This is a genomic window from Pseudomonas sp. MF09150 (genome assembly GCF_059862355.1).
In genome coordinates this window covers 26,238-44,893 of sequence record NZ_JCBCUS010000012.1, presented here as the reverse complement: position 1 = coordinate 44,893, position 18,656 = coordinate 26,238, and the positions used below count along the sequence as shown (strand labels likewise).

The following is an 18,656-nucleotide window of genomic DNA, read 5'->3' as shown; positions in this document are numbered from 1 at the left end:
ACCATGAGTATTCTGAATGGCCCACGGCTGAATTTCTGGGGCGGCATCCGCACCAACGTCAGCGTGCCGAACAACGCCGCCACCCTCCCCATCGACAACGGCCAGACCCTGGCCCTGTTCGACCTGACCACCTCGACCGTGTCGCCCCCGGCCCAGGCCTACAGCGATGATCAACTGAACCAATTCATCAACGCCCCCACCGGGGTCAAGTACACCGCCGGCGGCTGGAACCACTATGGCCAGCACTCCGTCGACATGCAGAACGTGCTGATCAGCTCCCAGGGCCAGCCGGGAGACATCAGCACCCATGGCGACCTGATCGGCCAGCCGTTGTACCTGATGGGTTCGGTGGACCCGGTCACCCAGAACCCGCCGGTCACCGGGCCGATGATGGTCGACCTTGACCCGACCGGGACCATCAGCACGCAGATTTTCGTCGGTGGCCTGCAGATCGGCAGCAGTGACAGCCCTCAATTGCTGATCCGCGGCAATACGGTGTGCAGCAGCTTCGACGTGGCCCTGCGGATCCTCGAAGGTGAGCCCGATGCGCCCGGGTCGAACCGGATCAGCGGCACCTTCCAGCTGACCTTCCCGCTCAAGGACATCGTCAGTTACAACCAGGACAGCGCGATTCTGAAGTCCATCATCGAAGCGCCGGGTGCCAGCGGGATTGTGGTGCGCTTCGTCATGTTCGAAATGTGTCCGAGCATGACCACCGCCGAGCTCGACGCCGACTACGCCGCCAAGCTCTTCACCGCCAACCCGAGCATCGGGCGCATGGTCGGCACCCTGGCCCCGGCGTTCCCCGGGGAGCCGCTGATCGTTCCGGCTGGCCGCCAGTTGATCAACCAGACCAGCGGCGGCACCGGTTACGCCACCTTGACCAGCGATGAACTGCTGAGCATCGACATGCTCAACATCATTCCCAAGCAGGCCTTTCGCAGTGTGCGCACCGATATCACCAGCCCCATCGGGCCCAATGCGGACTACGGCCCGGTGTCCATCACCGCTGGATCGACCAGGCTGACCACCCTCAGCCCCTTCGGCAAAGACCTGCAGTACTACTACCTCTACGGCGGCATCGTCGATTTGCCCCTGAGCGCCGAGCAGCAACAGTTGGTCGCCAGCCAGCCACTGGGCATCAAGGCCCCACTGACCCTCGCCAAGACCATGGTGAACGCCCCCGAGCAGGCTTATCGCCTGAGCGCCGACCAGCGCAATATCTACCTGGACGACCACCCGGACGGGGTCCAGATCACCCTGAACGTGACCCAACTGGGCGGGCCCGTAACGCAAGACACACTGATCAAGATCACCCCCGGTCCTTCCAACGACGACGAGCACGCCCCGTACCTGGCCCCTGAATATTGGGACTTCCTGGTATTCGAACCGCAACTGACCGTGAGCCAAGGCAGTACCAGCGTCAGCTTCAAGGTCACCCTCAAGCCAGGTTCAGAACCCCAGGCCGGGTTTGCCACCTTGAATTTCAGCGTCGTCGGCAGCGACGACGGGGCGTACTTCATCAACTTTCGCAAGTTCGCCCAGACCAGTTTCGGCATCGCCCCGGGCACCAGCATTACCTGGGATCAGGTCTACGAACACGTGCTGCGTTTTCACTACCTGGCGTTCCCGGCCATGTCGCGCTACATCCCGCTCAACCAGCAGGATGCGGTGTGGAACGCGCGGCAGATGATTCTGGCGCGTACCTCCCAGGTCTATAACGGCACCACGCTGTACATGCCGGTGGTGCACTCGATGTCACCGAGCCAGCGGGCGCTGCTCAAGGCCTGGCTCACCAGCGAGCCCTGGCAGCCCCAGTTGTGATGACGCCCTGCCCCCTTTGCCCTGGAGAGCCGCCATGCCGATGCCGATCCTGATTCCCGCCCACCCGGCGCCAAACCTGCGCCCCAGCAGCATCGTCGCCCAAGGGCTGCTGAACCCGCGAGGCCTGTGCCTGCAAAGCGACGGCAGCCTGCTGATGGCCGAAGCCGGTTCAGGCCTGCCCGACCAAAGCTTCAGCGGGCGCATCAGCCGCCTGCGCCCCGATCCCGATGTGCCGGGGGCGTACCTGCCGCCGGAAATCGTGGCCGAGGGCTTTCGCTCCATGAACCTGCAGGCGCGCATGTTGCGCGATGAAATCATGGGGCTGTCGGATATCGCCTGTGGCGACGGACGCTGCCTGGTCAGCCAGACCAACTATGTCGAAGGCTCGAAAATCCTCGACCTGCAATACCGGCCGCCCGAGCCGGTATTCAACAGCCGCGGCAACCTGAACTCGCTGTGCTATCACCCGGTGCGCCGCAGCTGGCTGGCGGTCAAGCCCGATACCAATCAACTGGTCGAGTTCAAGGGCGACAAGGAAGAGCGCGTGCTGTTCGACTTGCCGGACCTGGGCCAGGGTCAGGAAGCGGTGCCGGTGACCCTGGTCTATGAACCGGCGACCGCCGCCGTGCTGATCAGCCTGTTCTCGGGTGAGCTGCACAGCGATCCGGCGCGGCGTGGCATCGATTTCGCCGAGCGTGCCGGCCAGGTGATCCGGGTCTGGCTGCACAGTGGGCGCATCGAAGTCCTGATCGATGGCCTGCAACTGCCCACCGGCCTGGCCTTGAGCCAGGACGGCCAGGTGTTGGTCCTGGAGCTGTGCGACCGCCTGCTGCAACCCCTGCTTCCAAGTTGGGCCGGCGAGTGCCTGCATGGCGGTTTTGCCCGCTTCAGTGGCCGGCTGCTCAGCTGCAGCCTGAACACCGGGCAGGTCACGCTGCTGGCCCAGCATCTGGATACCCCTTCCAACCTGTGCCTGGTGCCGGGGGCAGTATTGATCAGCGAAGGCATGGGCCTCACCGGTCGCCCCCTGCCTACGCCGGACAACGGCGTCGCCGCGCTGGCCGGCCAGGTTCGCAGGGTGCAACTGCCCTAGCGCGCTGAACGCCAGGCAAAGAAAAAGGCCCTTGGCGATAATCGCCAAGGGCCTTTGCTCAGTGCTTTTGACGGCGCTGGATCAGAACGGAATATCGTCATCGAAGCTGTCGAAATCCGGAGCCGGCTGCGGTGCCGCCTGCTGAGGCGCTGGACGCGACTCACGCTGTGGCTGCTGGCTTGGCTGCGGACGGGACTGCTGAGGACGTGGCGCCGAGTTGGACATGCCACCGCCTTGCTGGTCGCCCTGTGGACGGCCGCCCAACAGTTGCATGGTGCCTTGCATGTCGACCACGATTTCAGTGGTGTAACGCTTGATGCCGTCTTTTTCCCACTCGCGGGTTTGCAGTTTGCCTTCGATGTAGACCTGCGAACCTTTACGCAGGTACTCGCCAGCGATCTCCGCGACTTTGCCGAACATCGAGACGCGGTGCCATTCAGTCTTTTCGACTTTCTGGCCGGTCTGTTTGTCGGTCCACTGTTCGCTGGTTGCCAGACTCAGGTTGGTCACGGCGTTACCGTTAGGCAGGTAGCGAACTTCGGGATCCTGGCCGCAAGTGCCGACCAATATGACTTTGTTAACCCCACGGGCCATAACGTTCTCCTAGGCTTCGCTCGCCGCCGGCGCTGGATTGACCAGCTGCTCGAGGGTCGCGCGATCCAATAATTCGGTGTCCAATTTGATGTAAATGGCGGCCTCCTCGGCCACCACCACTGCATCTGTTACCCCAACAACGGCCTTCAGGCGCTCGACCAGACCGGCTTCGCGGATCGCTTCGGGCGATAACGGCAAGCGCAGGCTCGTCACATATGGGGGCTCGCGCATGGTAACAGCAAAGACCAGCCAGAGTGCAGCCAGACCTGCGCATCCCAGGAACACAACCGACAAACCGCCATGTTGGAACAACCAGCCGCCAAGGATACCGCCCAAGGCCGAACCGAGAAACTGACTGGTGGAGTAAACCCCCATGGCCGTGCCTTTGCCGCCGGCCGGTGAAACCTTGCTGATCAGCGATGGCAAGGAGGCTTCCAGCAGATTGAACGCGGTGAAGAACACCACCGTACCTATCACCAGCGCCCGCAAGCTGTCGCCGAACTGCCAGAAGAATAGCTCAGTGAGCATCAGGGTACTGACGGCACCGAGCAGAACTCGTTTCATTTTGCGTTTCTTCTCGCCGTAGATGATGAACGGGATCATGGCGAAGAACGAGATCAACAACGCGGTGAGGTAGACCCACCAGTGCTGTTCCTTGGGCAGGCCGGCTTTTTCCACCAGCGCCAGAGGCAGGGCAACGAAGCTCGACATCAGCATCGCATGCAACACGAAGATACCAAGATCCAGGCGCAGCAGGTCCGGATGCTTGAGGGTCGGCAACAGTGCCTGGCGGGCCACGCCGGATTCACGATGCTGCAACGGGCCGGTGGAGCGCGGCACCATAAAGGCAATGATCAGAATCCCCACCAGGGCCATGCCGCCGGTCGCCAGGAACAACCCCGACAGGCCAAAGCTGCGGGTCAGCAACGGACCGACCACCATGGCCACGGCAAACGACAGACCGATGGTCATACCGATCATCGCCATGGCTTTGGTCCGGTGTTGCTCGCGGGTCAGGTCTGACAACAGCGCCATGACCGCCGCGGAAATCGCCCCCGCCCCCTGCAGAACCCGTCCGGCAATCACCCCCCAGATCGAATCGGCGTTGGCCGCCAGCACACTGCCCAGGGCAAAGACGATTAACCCGAGGTAGATCACCGGGCGCCGGCCAATGCGGTCGGAGATGATGCCGAACGGGATCTGGAACAATGCCTGGGTCAAGCCGTAGGCGCCAATCGCCAGGCCGATCAGGGCCGGGGTTGCGCCAGCCAGGTCCATGCCATAGGTCGCCAGGACCGGCAACACCATAAACATGCCAAGCATACGGAAGGCGAACACCAGGGCCAGACCGCTCGCTGCGCGGGTCTCGCTGCCACTCATGCGTTCGCTGTGGGGATCGTGCATGGATAAACCTCATGTGAACCGGCGGCGATTCTACCAGTCCCATCGATAGACGGGGTACATGGCGACTCTTTGTCACGTACCCGTGCCGCGACCTGGAGTCACACCCCCTGGCCCGCTGCTGAAATCTGCTAGCCGATAGTGTGCATCCATCCAGTATTTGGCTTTATACTCCTTCGTTTTCGATGCCCGCCAAGCGAGGCCGCTTTTGGACAAGATCCTGATTCGTGGGGCCCGAACCCACAACCTGAAGAACATCGACCTGACCCTGCCGCGGGACAAGCTGATCGTCATCACCGGCCTGTCCGGATCCGGCAAGTCGTCCCTGGCCTTCGATACGCTGTACGCCGAAGGCCAGCGCCGTTATGTCGAGTCGCTGTCGGCCTACGCCCGACAGTTCCTGTCGATGATGGAAAAGCCTGACGTCGACACCATTGAAGGTCTGTCGCCAGCCATCTCCATCGAACAGAAATCGACCTCGCACAACCCGCGCTCCACCGTGGGCACCATCACTGAAATCTACGATTACCTGCGCCTGCTGTATGCCCGCGTCGGTATTCCGCGCTGCCCCGATCACGATATCCCGCTGGAAGCCCAGACCGTCAGCCAGATGGTCGACCTGGTACTGGCACAACCGGAAGGCAGCAAGCTGATGCTGCTGGCCCCGGTGATTCGCGAGCGCAAGGGCGAGCACCTCTCGGTCTTCGAAGAGCTGCGGGCCCAGGGTTTTGTCCGGGCACGGGTCAACGGCAGGCTGTGCGAGCTCGACGAACTGCCGAAGCTGGATAAACAGAAGAAGCATTCGATCGACGTGGTGGTGGACCGTTTCAAGGTCCGGGCCGACCTGCAGCAGCGCCTGGCCGAATCCTTCGAGACCGCCCTGAAACTGGCGGACGGCATCGCCCTGGTGGCGCCGATGGATGATGAGCCCGGTGAAGAAATCATCTTCTCCGCACGCTTTGCCTGCCCGATCTGCGGACACGCCATCAGTGAGCTGGAACCCAAGCTGTTCTCCTTCAACAACCCGGCTGGCGCCTGCCCGACCTGTGACGGGTTGGGGGTCAAGCAGTTCTTCGATATCAAGCGCCTGGTCAACGGCGACCTGACCCTGGCCGAAGGTGCGATTCGCGGCTGGGACCGGCGCAACGTCTACTACTTCCAGATGCTCGGTTCCCTGGCGTCGCACTACGGTTTCAGCCTCGAAGTGCCATTCAACCAACTGCCCGCCGACCAGCAGAAGGTCATCCTCAACGGCAGCGGTTCGCAGAACGTCGACTTCAAGTACCTCAACGACCGTGGCGATATCGTCAAGCGCTCGCACCCGTTCGAAGGCATCGTGCCGAACCTCGAGCGTCGCTACCGCGAAACCGAGTCGGCCACCGTGCGCGAAGAGCTGGCGAAGTTCCTCAGCACCCAGCCCTGCCCGGATTGCCGTGGCACCCGCCTGCGTCGTGAAGCGCGGCATGTGTGGGTCGGCGAGAAAACCCTGCCGGCGGTGACCAACCTGCCGATCGGCGACGCCTGTGAATACTTCGGCGTGCTCAAGCTGACCGGACGTCGCGGCGAAATTGCCGACAAGATCCTCAAGGAGATTCGCGAGCGCCTGCAGTTCCTGGTCAATGTCGGTCTCGATTACCTGTCGCTGGACCGCAGCGCGGACACCTTGTCCGGTGGCGAGGCACAGCGGATTCGCCTGGCCAGCCAGATCGGCGCAGGCCTGGTCGGGGTGCTGTACATCCTCGACGAACCGTCAATCGGCCTGCATCAGCGGGACAACGATCGCCTGCTGGGCACCCTCAAGCACCTTCGCGACATCGGCAACACGGTGATCGTGGTTGAGCATGACGAAGACGCCATTCGCCTGGCCGACTACGTGGTGGATATCGGCCCAGGCGCCGGGGTGCACGGTGGACACATCGTTGCCGAAGGCACGCCAGCCGAAGTCATGGCCCACCCTGATTCGCTGACCGGCAAGTACCTGTCGGGGCGGGTGAAGATCGCGGTGCCAGCCAAGCGCACGCCGCGTAATAAGAAGCTCACCTTGTCGCTCAAGGGCGCCCGTGGCAACAACTTGCGCAACGTCGACCTGGAGATTCCAATCGGCCTGCTGACCTGCGTGACCGGGGTCTCCGGCTCGGGCAAGTCGACCCTGATCAACAACACCCTGTTCCCTCTCAGCGCCACGGCACTGAACGGTGCAACCACCCTGGAAGCCGCTGCCCACGACAGCATCAACGGCCTGCAGCATCTGGATAAAGTGGTCGATATCGACCAGAGTCCGATTGGACGGACACCGCGTTCCAACCCGGCGACCTACACCGGTCTGTTCACACCGATTCGCGAGCTGTTCGCCGGCGTACCCGAGTCGCGCTCGCGCGGTTACGGGCCGGGGCGCTTCTCGTTCAACGTCAAGGGTGGACGCTGCGAGGCTTGCCAGGGTGATGGCCTGATCAAGGTCGAGATGCACTTCCTGCCGGACATCTACGTGCCCTGCGACGTGTGCAAGAGCAAGCGCTACAACCGCGAAACCCTTGAGGTCAAATACAAGGGCAAGAGCATCCACGAAGTGCTGGAGATGACGATCGAGGAAGCACGGGTATTCTTCGATGCGGTACCGGCGCTGGCGCGCAAGCTGCAGACCCTGATGGATGTCGGGCTGTCCTACATCAAGCTCGGGCAGTCGGCGACTACGCTTTCCGGTGGCGAGGCCCAACGGGTCAAGCTGTCGCGTGAGTTGTCCAAGCGCGATACCGGCAAGACCTTGTACATCCTCGACGAGCCGACTACCGGCCTGCATTTCGCCGATATTCAGCAACTGCTCGACGTTCTGCATCGCCTGCGCGACCACGGCAACACCGTGGTGGTGATCGAGCACAACCTGGACGTGATCAAGACCGCTGACTGGCTGGTGGACCTGGGTCCTGAAGGCGGCTCCAAGGGCGGGCAGATCATCGCGGTCGGCACACCGGAGCAAGTGGCCGAGATGGCGCAGTCCCACACCGGGTACTACCTCAAGCCACTGCTGGCTCGCGACAGGGATTGAGCCCCAAGAAAAAGCCCCTGGCATTGTGAGATGCCAGGGGCTTTTTTATGTCACTGAAATCGCCTTGCGAACGATCCAGTATGGCGCTGACGGAAAATCAGAACTGCGATTGCAGGTAGTTTTCCAGTCCGATGACCTTGATCAGGCCCAACTGCTTCTCCAGCCAGTAGGTGTGATCTTCTTCGGTATCGGCCAATTGAATGCGCAGGATGTCACGGCTGACATAGTCCTTGTGCAACTCGCAAAGCTCGATGCCTTTGCACAGCGCGGCGCGCACTTTGTATTCCAGGCGCAGATCGCTGGCGAGCATCTCAGGCACCGTGGTGCCGGTGTCCAGATCATCTGGACGCATGCGCGGCGTGCCTTCGAGCATCAAGATGCGACGCATCAGGGCGTCAGCATGTTGTGCCTCTTCTTCCATCTCGTGATTGATACGTTCGAAGAGCTTGCTGAAGCCCCAGTCTTCGTACATCCGCGAATGAATGAAATATTGATCACGTGCTGCCAGCTCGCCCGTCAGCAACGTGTTGAGGTAATCGATTACGTCCGGGTGACCTTGCATCGCCCTACATCTCCCTGCTTGAAAGTGGATAGTTTGAACCAAGCTGACTTGCAGGTCACTGGAAAAACGCTAACAAAGTGAAGATATTCTGAGAAAAGTAGCTTAAATAACGCAAAAACCGCCCAAATGAGGGCGGTTCTGCTTCTCGTTTAGACTTAGTTAAGCTGTACGCCCAACGCCTTTGCGACTCCTTCTCCATAAGCCGGGTCGGCCTTGAAGAAATGCTGCAGTTGACGCTGGACCACGTCCGCCGAAACACCGGCCATGGCACCGGCAATGTTGCTGATCAACAACGCCTTCTGATCTTCGTTCATCAGGCGAAAAAGCGCGCCAGCATGACTGTAGTAGTCGGTGTCTTCACGGTGATCATAACGATCTGCCGCGCCGCTGAGCGCCAATGCGGGCTCGGCATACCGAGGCGCCTGTTTGGGCGCATCCGCGTAGCTGTTCGGCTCATAGTTAGGCGCCGCGCCACCGTTGCTGCCGAAGGCCATGGAGCCGTCGCGCTGGTAGCTGTTCACCGGGCTGCGCGGCGCGTTGACCGGCAGTTGCTGGTGGTTGGTACCCACGCGATAGCGATGAGCGTCGGCATACGCAAAGACTCGTCCTTGCAGCATGCGGTCCGGCGACAGGCCTACCCCCGGCACCATATTGCTTGGACCAAACGCCGCCTGTTCGACTTCAGCGAAGTAATTCTGCGGGTTGCGGTTAAGCTCCAGCTCGCCCACTTCAATCAGCGGGAACTCCTTCTGCGACCAGGTCTTGGTCACGTCAAACGGGTTCTCGTAATGAGCTGCGGCCTGGGCCTCGCTCATGATCTGAATGCACACGCGCCATTTTGGGAAGTCACCACGCTCAATCGCGCCAAACAGGTCGCGCTGGGCGTAATCCGGATCAGTACCCGCCAGTCTTGCCGCTTCCGCCGGAGCGAGGTTCTTGATCCCTTGCAGGGTCTTGTAGTGCCACTTCACCCAGTGCCGCTCGCCTGTGGCGCTGATCAGGCTGTAAGTGTGACTGCCGAACCCGTGCATGTGGCGGTAGCCATCAGGAATACCCCGATCCGAGAACAGGATGGTGACCTGGTGCAGCGCCTCAGGCGAATGCGACCAGAAGTCCCACATCATCTGGCCGCTCTTCAGATTGCTCTGCGGCAGACGCTTTTGGGTGTGGATAAAATCGGGAAACTTCAGCGGGTCACGGATGAAAAACACCGGCGTGTTGTTGCCAACGATGTCCCAATTACCTTCCTCGGTATAGAACTTCAAGGCGAAACCACGGGGATCGCGTTCGGTATCAGCCGAGCCACGCTCACCGCCTACCGTGGAGAAGCGCAAAAAGGTCGGTGTTTGCTTGCCCACGGACTCGAACAGCTTGGCGCTGGTGTACTGAGTGATGTCGCGGGTGACGGTGAACGTCCCGTAGGCACCTGAACCCTTGGCATGCACGCGACGCTCAGGGATGTTTTCACGGTTGAAGTGCGCAAGCTTCTCGATCAAATGAAAGTCGTCGAGCAGCAATGGGCCACGAGGACCGGCGGAACGGGAATTCTGGTTATCGGCGACCGGAGCGCCACTGGCGGTGGTAAGCGTTTTATTCTGGCTCATGCTCAATCTTCCTCTGTCAGTCTTGAAACTGCCGGCTAATCGGCTGACATCGAGTATTGACCATCCCGATGACACCATCAAATTCATTAATTCATGATGTTCGATAGATAATTACTAATTAGCCAGGAAGACAAATAGCCAAATCGAGCTCTGCTGAAAGGTTTGATTGGTTGCCGGCTTTTACTGCAGACACAAAAAACCGGGCACTAGGCCCGGTTCTTCGTTTCAGACTGACGTCTTACTCAGCGGATACAGCTTCGCCGCTGACAGCACGATCAACCAACTCGACGTACGCCATAGGAGCGTTGTCGCCAGCGCGGAAACCGCACTTGAGGATGCGCAGGTAGCCACCCTCACGGGTAGCGTAACGCTTGCCCAGGTCGTTGAAGAGCTTACCAACGATAGCTTTCGAACGAGTACGGTCGAAAGCAAGACGGCGGTTAGCCAGGCTGTCTGTCTTGGCCAAAGTGATCAGCGGCTCAGCAACGCGACGCAGTTCTTTAGCTTTCGGCAGTGTAGTTTTGATCAGCTCGTGCTCGAACAGCGACACCGCCATGTTTTGAAACATGGCCTTGCGGTGCGAGCTGGTGCGGCTCAGGTGACGACCACTTTTACGATGACGCATGGTTCATTCCTTACCAAACACAACGTTCGGTGATTACGACGATCAGGCAGTCGCCTTGTCGTCCTTCTTAAGACTTGCAGGCGGCCAGTTGTCGAGGCGCATGCCGAGGGACAGACCGCGGGAGGCCAGAACGTCCTTGATTTCGGTCAAGGATTTCTTGCCAAGGTTCGGAGTCTTCAACAGTTCTACTTCGGTACGCTGAATCAGGTCGCCGATGTAGTAAATGTTTTCCGCCTTAAGGCAGTTAGCCGAACGTACAGTCAGTTCCAGATCGTCAACCGGGCGAAGCAGGATCGGATCGATCTCGTCTTCTTGCTCGATTACCACTGGCTCACTGTCACCTTTGAGGTCGACGAACGCAGCCAACTGCTGTTGCAGAATGGTTGCAGCACGACGGATAGCCTCTTCAGGATCCAGGGTACCGTTGGTTTCCAGATCAATAACCAGCTTGTCCAGGTTAGTACGCTGCTCGACACGGGCGTTTTCCACCACGTATGCGATACGGCGAACCGGGCTGAACGAAGAGTCAAGCTGCAAGCGACCGATGCTGCGGCTTTCGTCTTCATCGCTCTGACGCGAGTCTGCCGGTTCATAACCACGACCACGAGCTACGGTGAGCTTCATGTTCAGGGCGCCGTTAGACGCCAGGTTAGCGATTACGTGATCGGGGTTAACGATCTCGACATCATGATCCAGCTGAATATCGGCAGCGGTAACCACCCCCGAACCCTTCTTCGACAAGGTCAGCGTAACTTCGTCACGGCCGTGCAGCTTGATAGCCAGACCTTTAAGGTTCAACAGGATTTCAATTACGTCTTCCTGTACACCTTCGATGGCGCTGTACTCGTGGAGCACACCGTCAATCTCGGCCTCGACTACTGCACAGCCGGGCATTGAGGACAACAGGATGCGGCGCAGCGCGTTGCCCAGGGTGTGGCCAAAACCACGCTCGAGAGGCTCGAGAGTGATCTTGGCGCGGGTTGGACTGACAACCTGCACATCAATATGGCGGGGTGTCAGGAACTCATTTACCGAAATCTGCATGGATGCACCTATTTTCTAGCCCTTACTTGGAGTAGAGCTCGACAATCAGGCTTTCGTTGATGTCGGCGGACAGATCACTGCGAGCTGGAACGTTCTTGAAAACGCCCGACTTCTTCTCAGTGTCTACTTCTACCCATTCTACGCGGCCACGTTGGGCACACAGATCGAGAGCTTGGACAATGCGAAGTTGGTTCTTTGCTTTCTCGCGAATCGCGACCACGTCACCAGCACGAACCTGGTACGACGGGACGTTAACGGTCTGGCCGTTTACGCTAACGGATTTGTGCGATACCAGCTGACGGGATTCGGCACGAGTAGAGCCAAAACCCATACGGTATACAACGTTGTCCAGACGGCATTCGAGCAGTTGCAGCAGGTTTTCACCGGTTGCACCTTTCTTGCCAGCAGCTTCTTTGTAGTAGCCGCTGAACTGACGCTCGAGAACGCCGTAGATACGACGGACCTTCTGCTTTTCACGCAGTTGGGTGCCGTAGTCGGACTGGCGACCGCGGCGTTGGCCGTGGATACCAGGTGCTGCTTCGATGTTGCACTTAGATTCGATAGCGCGCACGCCGCTCTTCAGGAAGAGATCGGTGCCTTCGCGACGAGCCAGTTTGCATTTTGGACCAATGTAACGAGCCATTCTTTACAATCTCCTGGATTACACGCGGCGCTTCTTCGGCGGACGGCACCCGTTGTGCGGGATTGGCGTCACGTCGGTGATGCTGGCGATCTTGTAGCCACAGCCGTTCAAAGCGCGGACTGCAGATTCACGACCTGGACCTGGACCCTTGACGTTAACGTCGAGGTTTTTCAGGCCGTATTCCAGCGCAGCTTGACCAGCACGTTCAGCAGCTACTTGAGCAGCGAACGGGGTGGACTTGCGAGAACCGCGGAAACCCGAACCACCGGAGGTTGCCCAGGAAAGAGCGTTACCTTGACGGTCGGTGATGGTCACGATGGTGTTGTTGAAAGACGCGTGGATGTGGGCGATGCCATCAACCACTGTCTTTTTAATCTTTTTACGAGGACGAGCAGCAGGTTTTGCCATGACTAAATTCCTGTCGATTCGCTGGTGCGATTACTTGCGGATCGGCTTACGCGGACCTTTGCGAGTACGCGCGTTGGTCTTGGTACGCTGACCGCGCACTGGAAGACCACGACGATGGCGCAGACCGCGGTAGCAGCCCAGATCCATCAAGCGTTTGATTTTCATGTTGATTTCGCGACGCAGGTCACCTTCAGTGGTGAACTTCGACACTTCGCCACGCAGCTGTTCAATTTGCTCGTCGCTCAGATCTTTGATCTTTGCCGCTGGGTTTACCCCAGTCACTGCACAGATTTTCTGCGCAGTAGTGCGACCAACACCATAGATGTAGGTCAGCGAGATAACAGTATGCTTGTTATCTGGAATGTTAACGCCTGCAATACGGGCCATTCAGTGGGACTCCAATTGACAGCTACCTACGCCCCGGAAGCCAAGAAATAGGGCGCGAGATAATATCGCTGTAATAACAAATAATCAACCCAGCAGCGCACTAGCTGCTGGGCTTGAAGCACAATCACACTCAGCCTTGGCGCTGTTTGTGACGCGGTTCCGCGCTGCAAATTACTCGAACAACACCTTCGCGGCGAATAATCTTGCAGTTACGGCACAGCTTTTTCACCGATGCACGAACTTTCATCACCAACTCCTCGAACCTTATGGGTCAGCGCAGCATGCCGCTGCCGTAACCCTTCAGGTTGGCTTTCTTCATCAGGGATTCGTACTGGTGCGAAACGAGGTGCGATTGTACTTGGGACATGAAGTCCATAACAACCACGACCACGATCAGCAACGAGGTCCCGCCAAGGTAGAACGGAACGTTTGCTGCAACCACCAGGAACTGGGGCAACAGGCAGACGGCCGTCATATATAGAGCACCGAACATGGTCAAGCGAGTCAAAACGCCATCAATATAGCGCGCAGACTGCTCACCTGGACGGATACCCGGAATAAAGGCACCGGACTTCTTCAGGTTTTCCGCTACGTCTTTCGGATTGAACATCAACGCCGTATAGAAGAAGCAGAAGAAAATAATCCCTGCACTAAACAGCAGAATATTCAACGGCTGACCAGGAGCGATCGACTGCGAGATGTCCTGCAACCAGCCCATACCTTCAGACTGACCGAACCAGGCACCCAACGAAGCCGGGAACAGCAAAATGCTGCTCGCGAAGATAGCAGGAATAACACCGGCCATATTCACTTTCAGCGGCAAGTGGCTAGTCTGCGCAGCAAAAACCTTGCGACCCTGCTGACGCTTGGCGTAGTGAACAGCAATACGACGCTGACCACGCTCAATGAACACCACAAAACCGATAATCGCTACTGCCAGCAAACCGATAGCAACCAGGGCGAAGATGTTGATATCACCCTGACGTGCAGACTCGAAAGACTGCCCAATTGCCCTCGGAAGACCGGCAACGATACCTGCGAAAATCAACATCGAGATACCGTTACCAACACCACGCTCAGTAATCTGCTCACCCAGCCACATCATGAACATCGCACCAGCCACAAAAGTGGATACCGCGACGAAATGGAAGCCAAAGTCACCAGTGAACGCAACGCCCTGCCCGGCCAGACCAACGGACATGCCGATAGCCTGAACCAGAGCGAGGACGACGGTGCCGTAGCGGGTGTACTGGCTAATCTTGCGACGGCCAGCTTCACCTTCCTTCTTCAACTGCTCCAGCTGCGGGCTGACGGCGGTCATCAGCTGCATGATGATCGATGCCGAAATGTACGGCATGATCCCCAGTGCAAAGATGCTCATCCGCTCCAGCGCGCCGCCGGAAAACATGTTGAACAAGCTAAGAATGGTCCCCTCATTCTGTCGAAACAGGTCCGCGAGTCGGTCCGGGTTGATACCTGGAACCGGGATGTGTGCGCCTATTCGGTAGACGATAATCGCCAGGAACAGAAAACGCAGACGAGCCCAGAGTTCAGACATACCGCCTTTGCCGAGCGCAGAGAGAGCACCTTGCTTAGCCATTTATTCCTCGAACTTGCCGCCAGCTGCTTCGATAGCCGCACGCGCACCTTTGGTGGCGCCGATTCCCTTTCCGATGGTGACAGCGCGAGTAACTTCGCCGGACAGCATGATTTTCACACGCTGAACGTTGACGTTGATCACGTTGGCATCTTTCAGGGACTGCACGGTGACGATGTCGCCATCCACTTTAGCCAGTTCGGACAGACGCACTTCTGCGCGATCCATGGCTTTCAGGGAAACGAAACCGAATTTCGGCAGGCGACGATGCAGCGGCTGTTGGCCGCCTTCAAAGCCTGGAGCGATAGTGCCACCGGAGCGGGAGCTTTGACCTTTGTGGCCACGGCCACCGGTCTTACCCAAACCACTACCGATACCACGGCCCGGACGATGCTTTTCGCGACGGGAACCCGGCGCTGGACTCAGATCATTGAGTTTCATCGATTAACCCTCTACACGCAGCATGTAGTAAGCCTTGTTGATCATCCCGCGATTCTCGGGAGTATCCTGGACTTCTACAGTGTGACCGATGCGACGCAGACCCAAACCCTTAACGCACAATTTGTGGTTAGGGATGCGGCCGGTCATGCTTTTGATCAGCGTTACTTTTACGGTAGCCATGATCAGAAGATCTCCTTGACACTTTTGCCGCGCTTGGCAGCAATGGATTCAGGAGACTGCATTGCTTTCAAACCTTTGAAAGTGGCGTGAACCACGTTTACCGGGTTAGTCGAGCCGTAGCACTTGGCCAGAACGTTCTGAACGCCAGCAACTTCGAGGACAGCACGCATAGCGCCGCCAGCGATGATACCGGTACCTTCAGAAGCAGGCTGCATGTACACCTTCGAAGCGCCGTGAGCGGACTTCATTGCGTACTGCAGAGTGGTGCCGTTCAGATCAACTTGGATCATGTTGCGGCGAGCAGCTTCCATTGCCTTCTGGATCGCAGCAGGCACTTCACGCGACTTGCCACGGCCGAAGCCAACACGGCCCTTACCATCACCAACCACGGTCAACGCGGTGAAAGTGAAGATACGGCCGCCTTTAACGGTTTTGGCTACGCGGTTAACTTGAACCAGCTTCTCAATGTAGCCTTCGTCGCGCTTTTGGTCGTTATTTGACATAACTTAGAACTCCAGCCCAGCTTCACGAGCAGCATCAGCCAGCGCCTTGACGCGGCCGTGGTACTTGAAGCCAGAGCGGTCGAAAGCCACCTGCGAGACGCCAGCGGCTTTTGCACGCGTAGCGACCAGCTGGCCAACCTTAGTGGCCGCGTCGATGTTGCCAGTGGCCCCATCACGCAGTTCTTTATCCAAAGTCGAGGCGCTTGCCAGGACTTTGTTGCCGTCGGCCGAGATGACCTGGGCGTAGATGTGCTGCGACGAGCGGAACACGCAGAGACGCACGACTTCGAGTTCGTGCATTTTCAGGCGTGCTTTGCGAGCGCGACGCAGTCGAGTAACTTTTTTGTCGGTCATTTGCTATGCCCTACTTCTTCTTGGCTTCTTTACGACGGACGACTTCGTCCGCGTAGCGCACACCTTTGCCTTTGTACGGCTCTGGTGGACGGAAGTCGCGGATCTCAGCGGCCACTTGACCTACCAGCTGCTTATCGATGCCCCGGATCAGGATATCGGTCTGGCTAGGAGTCTCAGCGGTGATGCCTTCCGGCAGCTCGTAATCCACTGGGTGCGAGAAGCCAAGGGCCAGGTTCAGCACCGTGCCTTTTGCTTGCGCTTTGTAACCAACACCGACCAGCTGGAGCTTACGCTCGAAGCCTTGGCTTACGCCTTGGACCATGTTGTTTACCAACGCACGAGTGGTACCGGCCATTGCGCGAGTTTGTTGATCGCCATTGCGAGCAGCGAAACGCAGCTCACCAGCTTCTTCAACAATCTCAACGGACGAATGGATGTTCAGTTCGAGAGTACCCTTGGCACCCTTCACCGAAAGCTGTTGGCCTGCGAATTTGACTTCGACACCGGCTGGCAGCTTAACGGGGTTCTTAGCGACGCGTGACATGCTTATCCCCCCTTAGAACACAGTGCAAAGAACTTCGCCGCCGACACCGGCAGCGCGCGCAGCACGATCCGTCATCACACCTTTGTTGGTGGAGACGATAGACACGCCGAGACCGCCACGAACTTTCGGCAGATCTTCAACGGACTTGTACTGACGCAGGCCTGGACGGCTAACGCGCTTCACTTCCTCGATGACCGGACGGCCCTCGAAGTACTTCAGCTCGATGGACAGCAGTGGTTTGATTTCGCTGCTGATCTGATAACCCGCAATGTAGCCTTCGTCTTTCAGGACTTTGGCAACAGCTACCTTCAACGTGGAAGATGGCATGCTTACGACGGACTTTTCAGCCATCTGGGCATTACGGATTCGAGTTAGCATGTCCGCTAACGGGTCCTGCATACTCATGGGCTAGACGCTCCTAATACAAAAAAATTAGCCTTGCGGCTACTACGTGTCGCCGAGAATCTCCGGGCATAAAAAACACGGGCTCAGGCGAGCCGCGTATCTTAGACATATTCCAGAAATGAAACAAGCCCCAATAGGGGCTTGATCCAGATTCAAGGCCACCGGCGGTCAGGATCTTGCGAGCCTGAGCACCGAGACTTTGACAGTACTTACCAGCTGGCTTTAACCAGACCTGGTACGTCACCACGCATTGCCGCTTCACGCAGTTTGTTACGGCCGAGGCCGAACTTGCGGTAAACGCCGTGTGGACGACCGGTCAGGCGGCAGCGGTTACGCATGCGCGCAGCGCTTGCGTCACGTGGCTGCTTCTGCAGGGCAACTGTAGCTTCCCAACGCGCTTCTGGACTTGCGTTCAGATCAACGATGATAGCTTTCAGTGCTGCACGCTTTTTGGCGTACTTGGCAACCGTGAGCTGACGCTTCAGCTCGCGGTTTTTCATGCTCTTCTTGGCCATTTTCCTACTCCAATCAGTTGCGGAACGGGAATTTGAATGCACGCAGCAGAGCGCGGCCTTCATCATCGTTCTTAGCAGTGGTGGTCAGGGTGATGTCCAGACCGCGGAGAGCATCGATCTTGTCGTAGTCGATTTCCGGGAAAATGATCTGCTCTTTAACGCCCATGCTGTAGTTGCCACGACCATCGAAGGACTTGGCATTCAGGCCGCGGAAGTCGCGAACCCGAGGCAGGGAGATCGACAGCAGACGATCCAGGAACTCGTACATACGCTCACGGCGCAGGGTCACTTTGACGCCGATCGGCCAACCTTCACGGACTTTAAAGCCAGCGATGGATTTCCGAGCGTAGGTCACAACGACTTTCTGGCCGGTGATCTTTTCCAGGTCAGCAACAGCGTGCTCGATGACTTTTTTGTCGCCGATCGCTTCGCCCAGACCCATGTTCAGGGTGATTTTGGTAACGCGCGGAACTTCCATCACGTTCGAAAGCTTAAGTTCTTCCTTAAGTTTCGGTGCGATTTCCTTCCGGTAAATCTCTTTTAGTCGTGCCATGGTCTTCTACCTAGCAGTGTTCAAGCATCAACCGCTTTTTGGGTCGACTTGAAGACACGAATTTTCTTACCGTCTTCTACTTTGAAACCAACGCGGTCAGCCTTGTTGGTTTCGCCGTTGAAGATGGCGACGTTAGAAGCGTGCAGTGGCGCTTCTTTCTCGACGATACCGCCTTGTACGCCCGACATCGGGTTAGGCTTGGTATGACGCTTGACCAGGTTCAGACCACCAACGACCAGACGGTCATCAGCAAGAACCTTCAGCACCTTACCGCGCTTACCTTTGTCTTTGCCGGCGATCACGATGATCTCGTCGTCACGACGAATCTTTTGCATG

At 58.2% G+C, this 18,656-nt stretch carries 23 protein-coding genes; 3 read left to right on the top strand and 20 right to left on the bottom strand.

Annotation, left to right across the window (positions count from 1 at the left end):
- Positions 1 to 3 precede the first annotated feature (3 nt).
- Together AC19YX_RS30635 and AC19YX_RS30630 are read left to right on the top strand one after the other, a co-directional pair.
- Positions 4 to 1,824 (top strand): hypothetical protein, encoded by a 1,821-nt coding sequence (locus AC19YX_RS30635; RefSeq protein WP_500607722.1) that lies wholly within the window; start codon positions 4 to 6, stop codon positions 1,822 to 1,824.
- 34 nt (positions 1,825 to 1,858) lie between these two features.
- Entirely contained in the window at positions 1,859 to 2,917 is a 1,059-nt protein-coding gene (locus AC19YX_RS30630; RefSeq protein WP_500607721.1) for a hypothetical protein, read from the top strand.
- Positions 2,918 to 2,998: 81 nt separating this feature from the next.
- Here the strand turns inward: AC19YX_RS30630 and AC19YX_RS30625 are convergent, their stop codons facing one another.
- Both AC19YX_RS30625 and AC19YX_RS30620 read right to left on the bottom strand, forming a co-directional pair.
- Complete coding sequence (locus tag AC19YX_RS30625; protein WP_020297860.1) at positions 2,999 to 3,511, bottom strand: single-stranded DNA-binding protein; 513 nt, start codon at positions 3,509 to 3,511, stop codon at positions 2,999 to 3,001.
- A gap of 9 nt (positions 3,512 to 3,520) precedes the next feature.
- Entirely contained in the window at positions 3,521 to 4,915 is a 1,395-nt protein-coding gene (locus AC19YX_RS30620) for an MFS transporter (protein ID WP_078471568.1), read from the bottom strand.
- A gap of 205 nt (positions 4,916 to 5,120) precedes the next feature.
- Between AC19YX_RS30620 and uvrA the strand changes: the two genes are divergently transcribed.
- On the top strand, positions 5,121 to 7,955 hold the full coding sequence (gene uvrA, locus AC19YX_RS30615) for an excinuclease ABC subunit UvrA (protein WP_020297858.1): 2,835 nt from the start codon (positions 5,121 to 5,123) through the stop codon (positions 7,953 to 7,955).
- 97 nt (positions 7,956 to 8,052) lie between these two features.
- Here uvrA and bfr read toward each other — a convergent pair whose 3' ends face one another.
- The 18 genes from bfr to rplX all read right to left on the bottom strand — a co-directional run bounded on the left by bfr (position 8,053) and on the right by rplX (position 18,655).
- Positions 8,053 to 8,517 (bottom strand): bacterioferritin, encoded by a 465-nt coding sequence (gene bfr, locus AC19YX_RS30610; RefSeq protein ID WP_020297857.1) that lies wholly within the window; start codon positions 8,515 to 8,517, stop codon positions 8,053 to 8,055.
- 155 nt (positions 8,518 to 8,672) lie between these two features.
- The gene (locus tag AC19YX_RS30605; RefSeq protein ID WP_500607720.1) at positions 8,673 to 10,121 is read right to left on the bottom strand and encodes a catalase; all 1,449 of its coding nucleotides are present in this window, start codon (positions 10,119 to 10,121) and stop codon (positions 8,673 to 8,675) included.
- 238 nt (positions 10,122 to 10,359) lie between these two features.
- The gene (gene rplQ / locus AC19YX_RS30600) at positions 10,360 to 10,746 is read right to left on the bottom strand and encodes a 50S ribosomal protein L17 (protein WP_020297855.1); all 387 of its coding nucleotides are present in this window, start codon (positions 10,744 to 10,746) and stop codon (positions 10,360 to 10,362) included.
- Between the two features lie 42 nt (positions 10,747 to 10,788).
- On the bottom strand, positions 10,789 to 11,790 hold the full coding sequence (locus AC19YX_RS30595; RefSeq protein WP_003176403.1) for a DNA-directed RNA polymerase subunit alpha: 1,002 nt from the start codon (positions 11,788 to 11,790) through the stop codon (positions 10,789 to 10,791).
- Between the two features lie 22 nt (positions 11,791 to 11,812).
- Positions 11,813 to 12,433, bottom strand: coding sequence for a 30S ribosomal protein S4 (gene rpsD / locus AC19YX_RS30590; protein WP_003210056.1), 621 nt, complete (start codon positions 12,431 to 12,433; stop codon positions 11,813 to 11,815).
- Between the two features lie 18 nt (positions 12,434 to 12,451).
- Entirely contained in the window at positions 12,452 to 12,841 is a 390-nt protein-coding gene (gene rpsK, locus AC19YX_RS30585; RefSeq protein ID WP_007924177.1) for a 30S ribosomal protein S11, read from the bottom strand.
- Between the two features lie 30 nt (positions 12,842 to 12,871).
- On the bottom strand, positions 12,872 to 13,228 hold the full coding sequence (gene rpsM, locus AC19YX_RS30580) for a 30S ribosomal protein S13 (protein WP_020297854.1): 357 nt from the start codon (positions 13,226 to 13,228) through the stop codon (positions 12,872 to 12,874).
- A 130-nt stretch (positions 13,229 to 13,358) separates the two neighbouring features.
- Positions 13,359 to 13,475, bottom strand: a complete 117-nt coding sequence (gene rpmJ, locus AC19YX_RS30575) for a 50S ribosomal protein L36 (RefSeq protein WP_002555468.1) — start codon at positions 13,473 to 13,475, stop codon at positions 13,359 to 13,361.
- Between the two features lie 24 nt (positions 13,476 to 13,499).
- Entirely contained in the window at positions 13,500 to 14,828 is a 1,329-nt protein-coding gene (gene secY, locus AC19YX_RS30570; protein WP_007924182.1) for a preprotein translocase subunit SecY, read from the bottom strand.
- On the bottom strand, positions 14,829 to 15,266 hold the full coding sequence (gene rplO, locus AC19YX_RS30565; RefSeq protein ID WP_020297853.1) for a 50S ribosomal protein L15: 438 nt from the start codon (positions 15,264 to 15,266) through the stop codon (positions 14,829 to 14,831). It abuts the gene before it with no gap.
- 3 nt (positions 15,267 to 15,269) lie between these two features.
- The gene (gene rpmD, locus AC19YX_RS30560) at positions 15,270 to 15,446 is read right to left on the bottom strand and encodes a 50S ribosomal protein L30 (RefSeq protein ID WP_003176408.1); all 177 of its coding nucleotides are present in this window, start codon (positions 15,444 to 15,446) and stop codon (positions 15,270 to 15,272) included.
- 2 nt (positions 15,447 to 15,448) lie between these two features.
- The gene (gene rpsE / locus AC19YX_RS30555) at positions 15,449 to 15,949 is read right to left on the bottom strand and encodes a 30S ribosomal protein S5 (protein ID WP_003186035.1); all 501 of its coding nucleotides are present in this window, start codon (positions 15,947 to 15,949) and stop codon (positions 15,449 to 15,451) included.
- A 3-nt stretch (positions 15,950 to 15,952) separates the two neighbouring features.
- Positions 15,953 to 16,303, bottom strand: a complete 351-nt coding sequence (gene rplR / locus AC19YX_RS30550) for a 50S ribosomal protein L18 (RefSeq protein ID WP_003186037.1) — start codon at positions 16,301 to 16,303, stop codon at positions 15,953 to 15,955.
- Positions 16,304 to 16,313: 10 nt separating this feature from the next.
- Positions 16,314 to 16,847, bottom strand: a complete 534-nt coding sequence (gene rplF / locus AC19YX_RS30545) for a 50S ribosomal protein L6 (protein WP_007896774.1) — start codon at positions 16,845 to 16,847, stop codon at positions 16,314 to 16,316.
- 12 nt (positions 16,848 to 16,859) lie between these two features.
- Complete coding sequence (rpsH, locus tag AC19YX_RS30540; RefSeq protein ID WP_017848802.1) at positions 16,860 to 17,252, bottom strand: 30S ribosomal protein S8; 393 nt, start codon at positions 17,250 to 17,252, stop codon at positions 16,860 to 16,862.
- Between the two features lie 209 nt (positions 17,253 to 17,461).
- On the bottom strand, positions 17,462 to 17,767 hold the full coding sequence (rpsN, locus tag AC19YX_RS30535; protein WP_020297852.1) for a 30S ribosomal protein S14: 306 nt from the start codon (positions 17,765 to 17,767) through the stop codon (positions 17,462 to 17,464).
- 13 nt (positions 17,768 to 17,780) lie between these two features.
- A complete protein-coding gene (gene rplE / locus AC19YX_RS30530) occupies positions 17,781 to 18,320 on the bottom strand; it encodes a 50S ribosomal protein L5 (protein WP_003210069.1) in 540 nt (179 codons plus the stop codon).
- A gap of 20 nt (positions 18,321 to 18,340) precedes the next feature.
- Entirely contained in the window at positions 18,341 to 18,655 is a 315-nt protein-coding gene (gene rplX, locus AC19YX_RS30525) for a 50S ribosomal protein L24 (RefSeq protein ID WP_007896770.1), read from the bottom strand.
- Position 18,656: the final 1 nt, after the last annotated feature.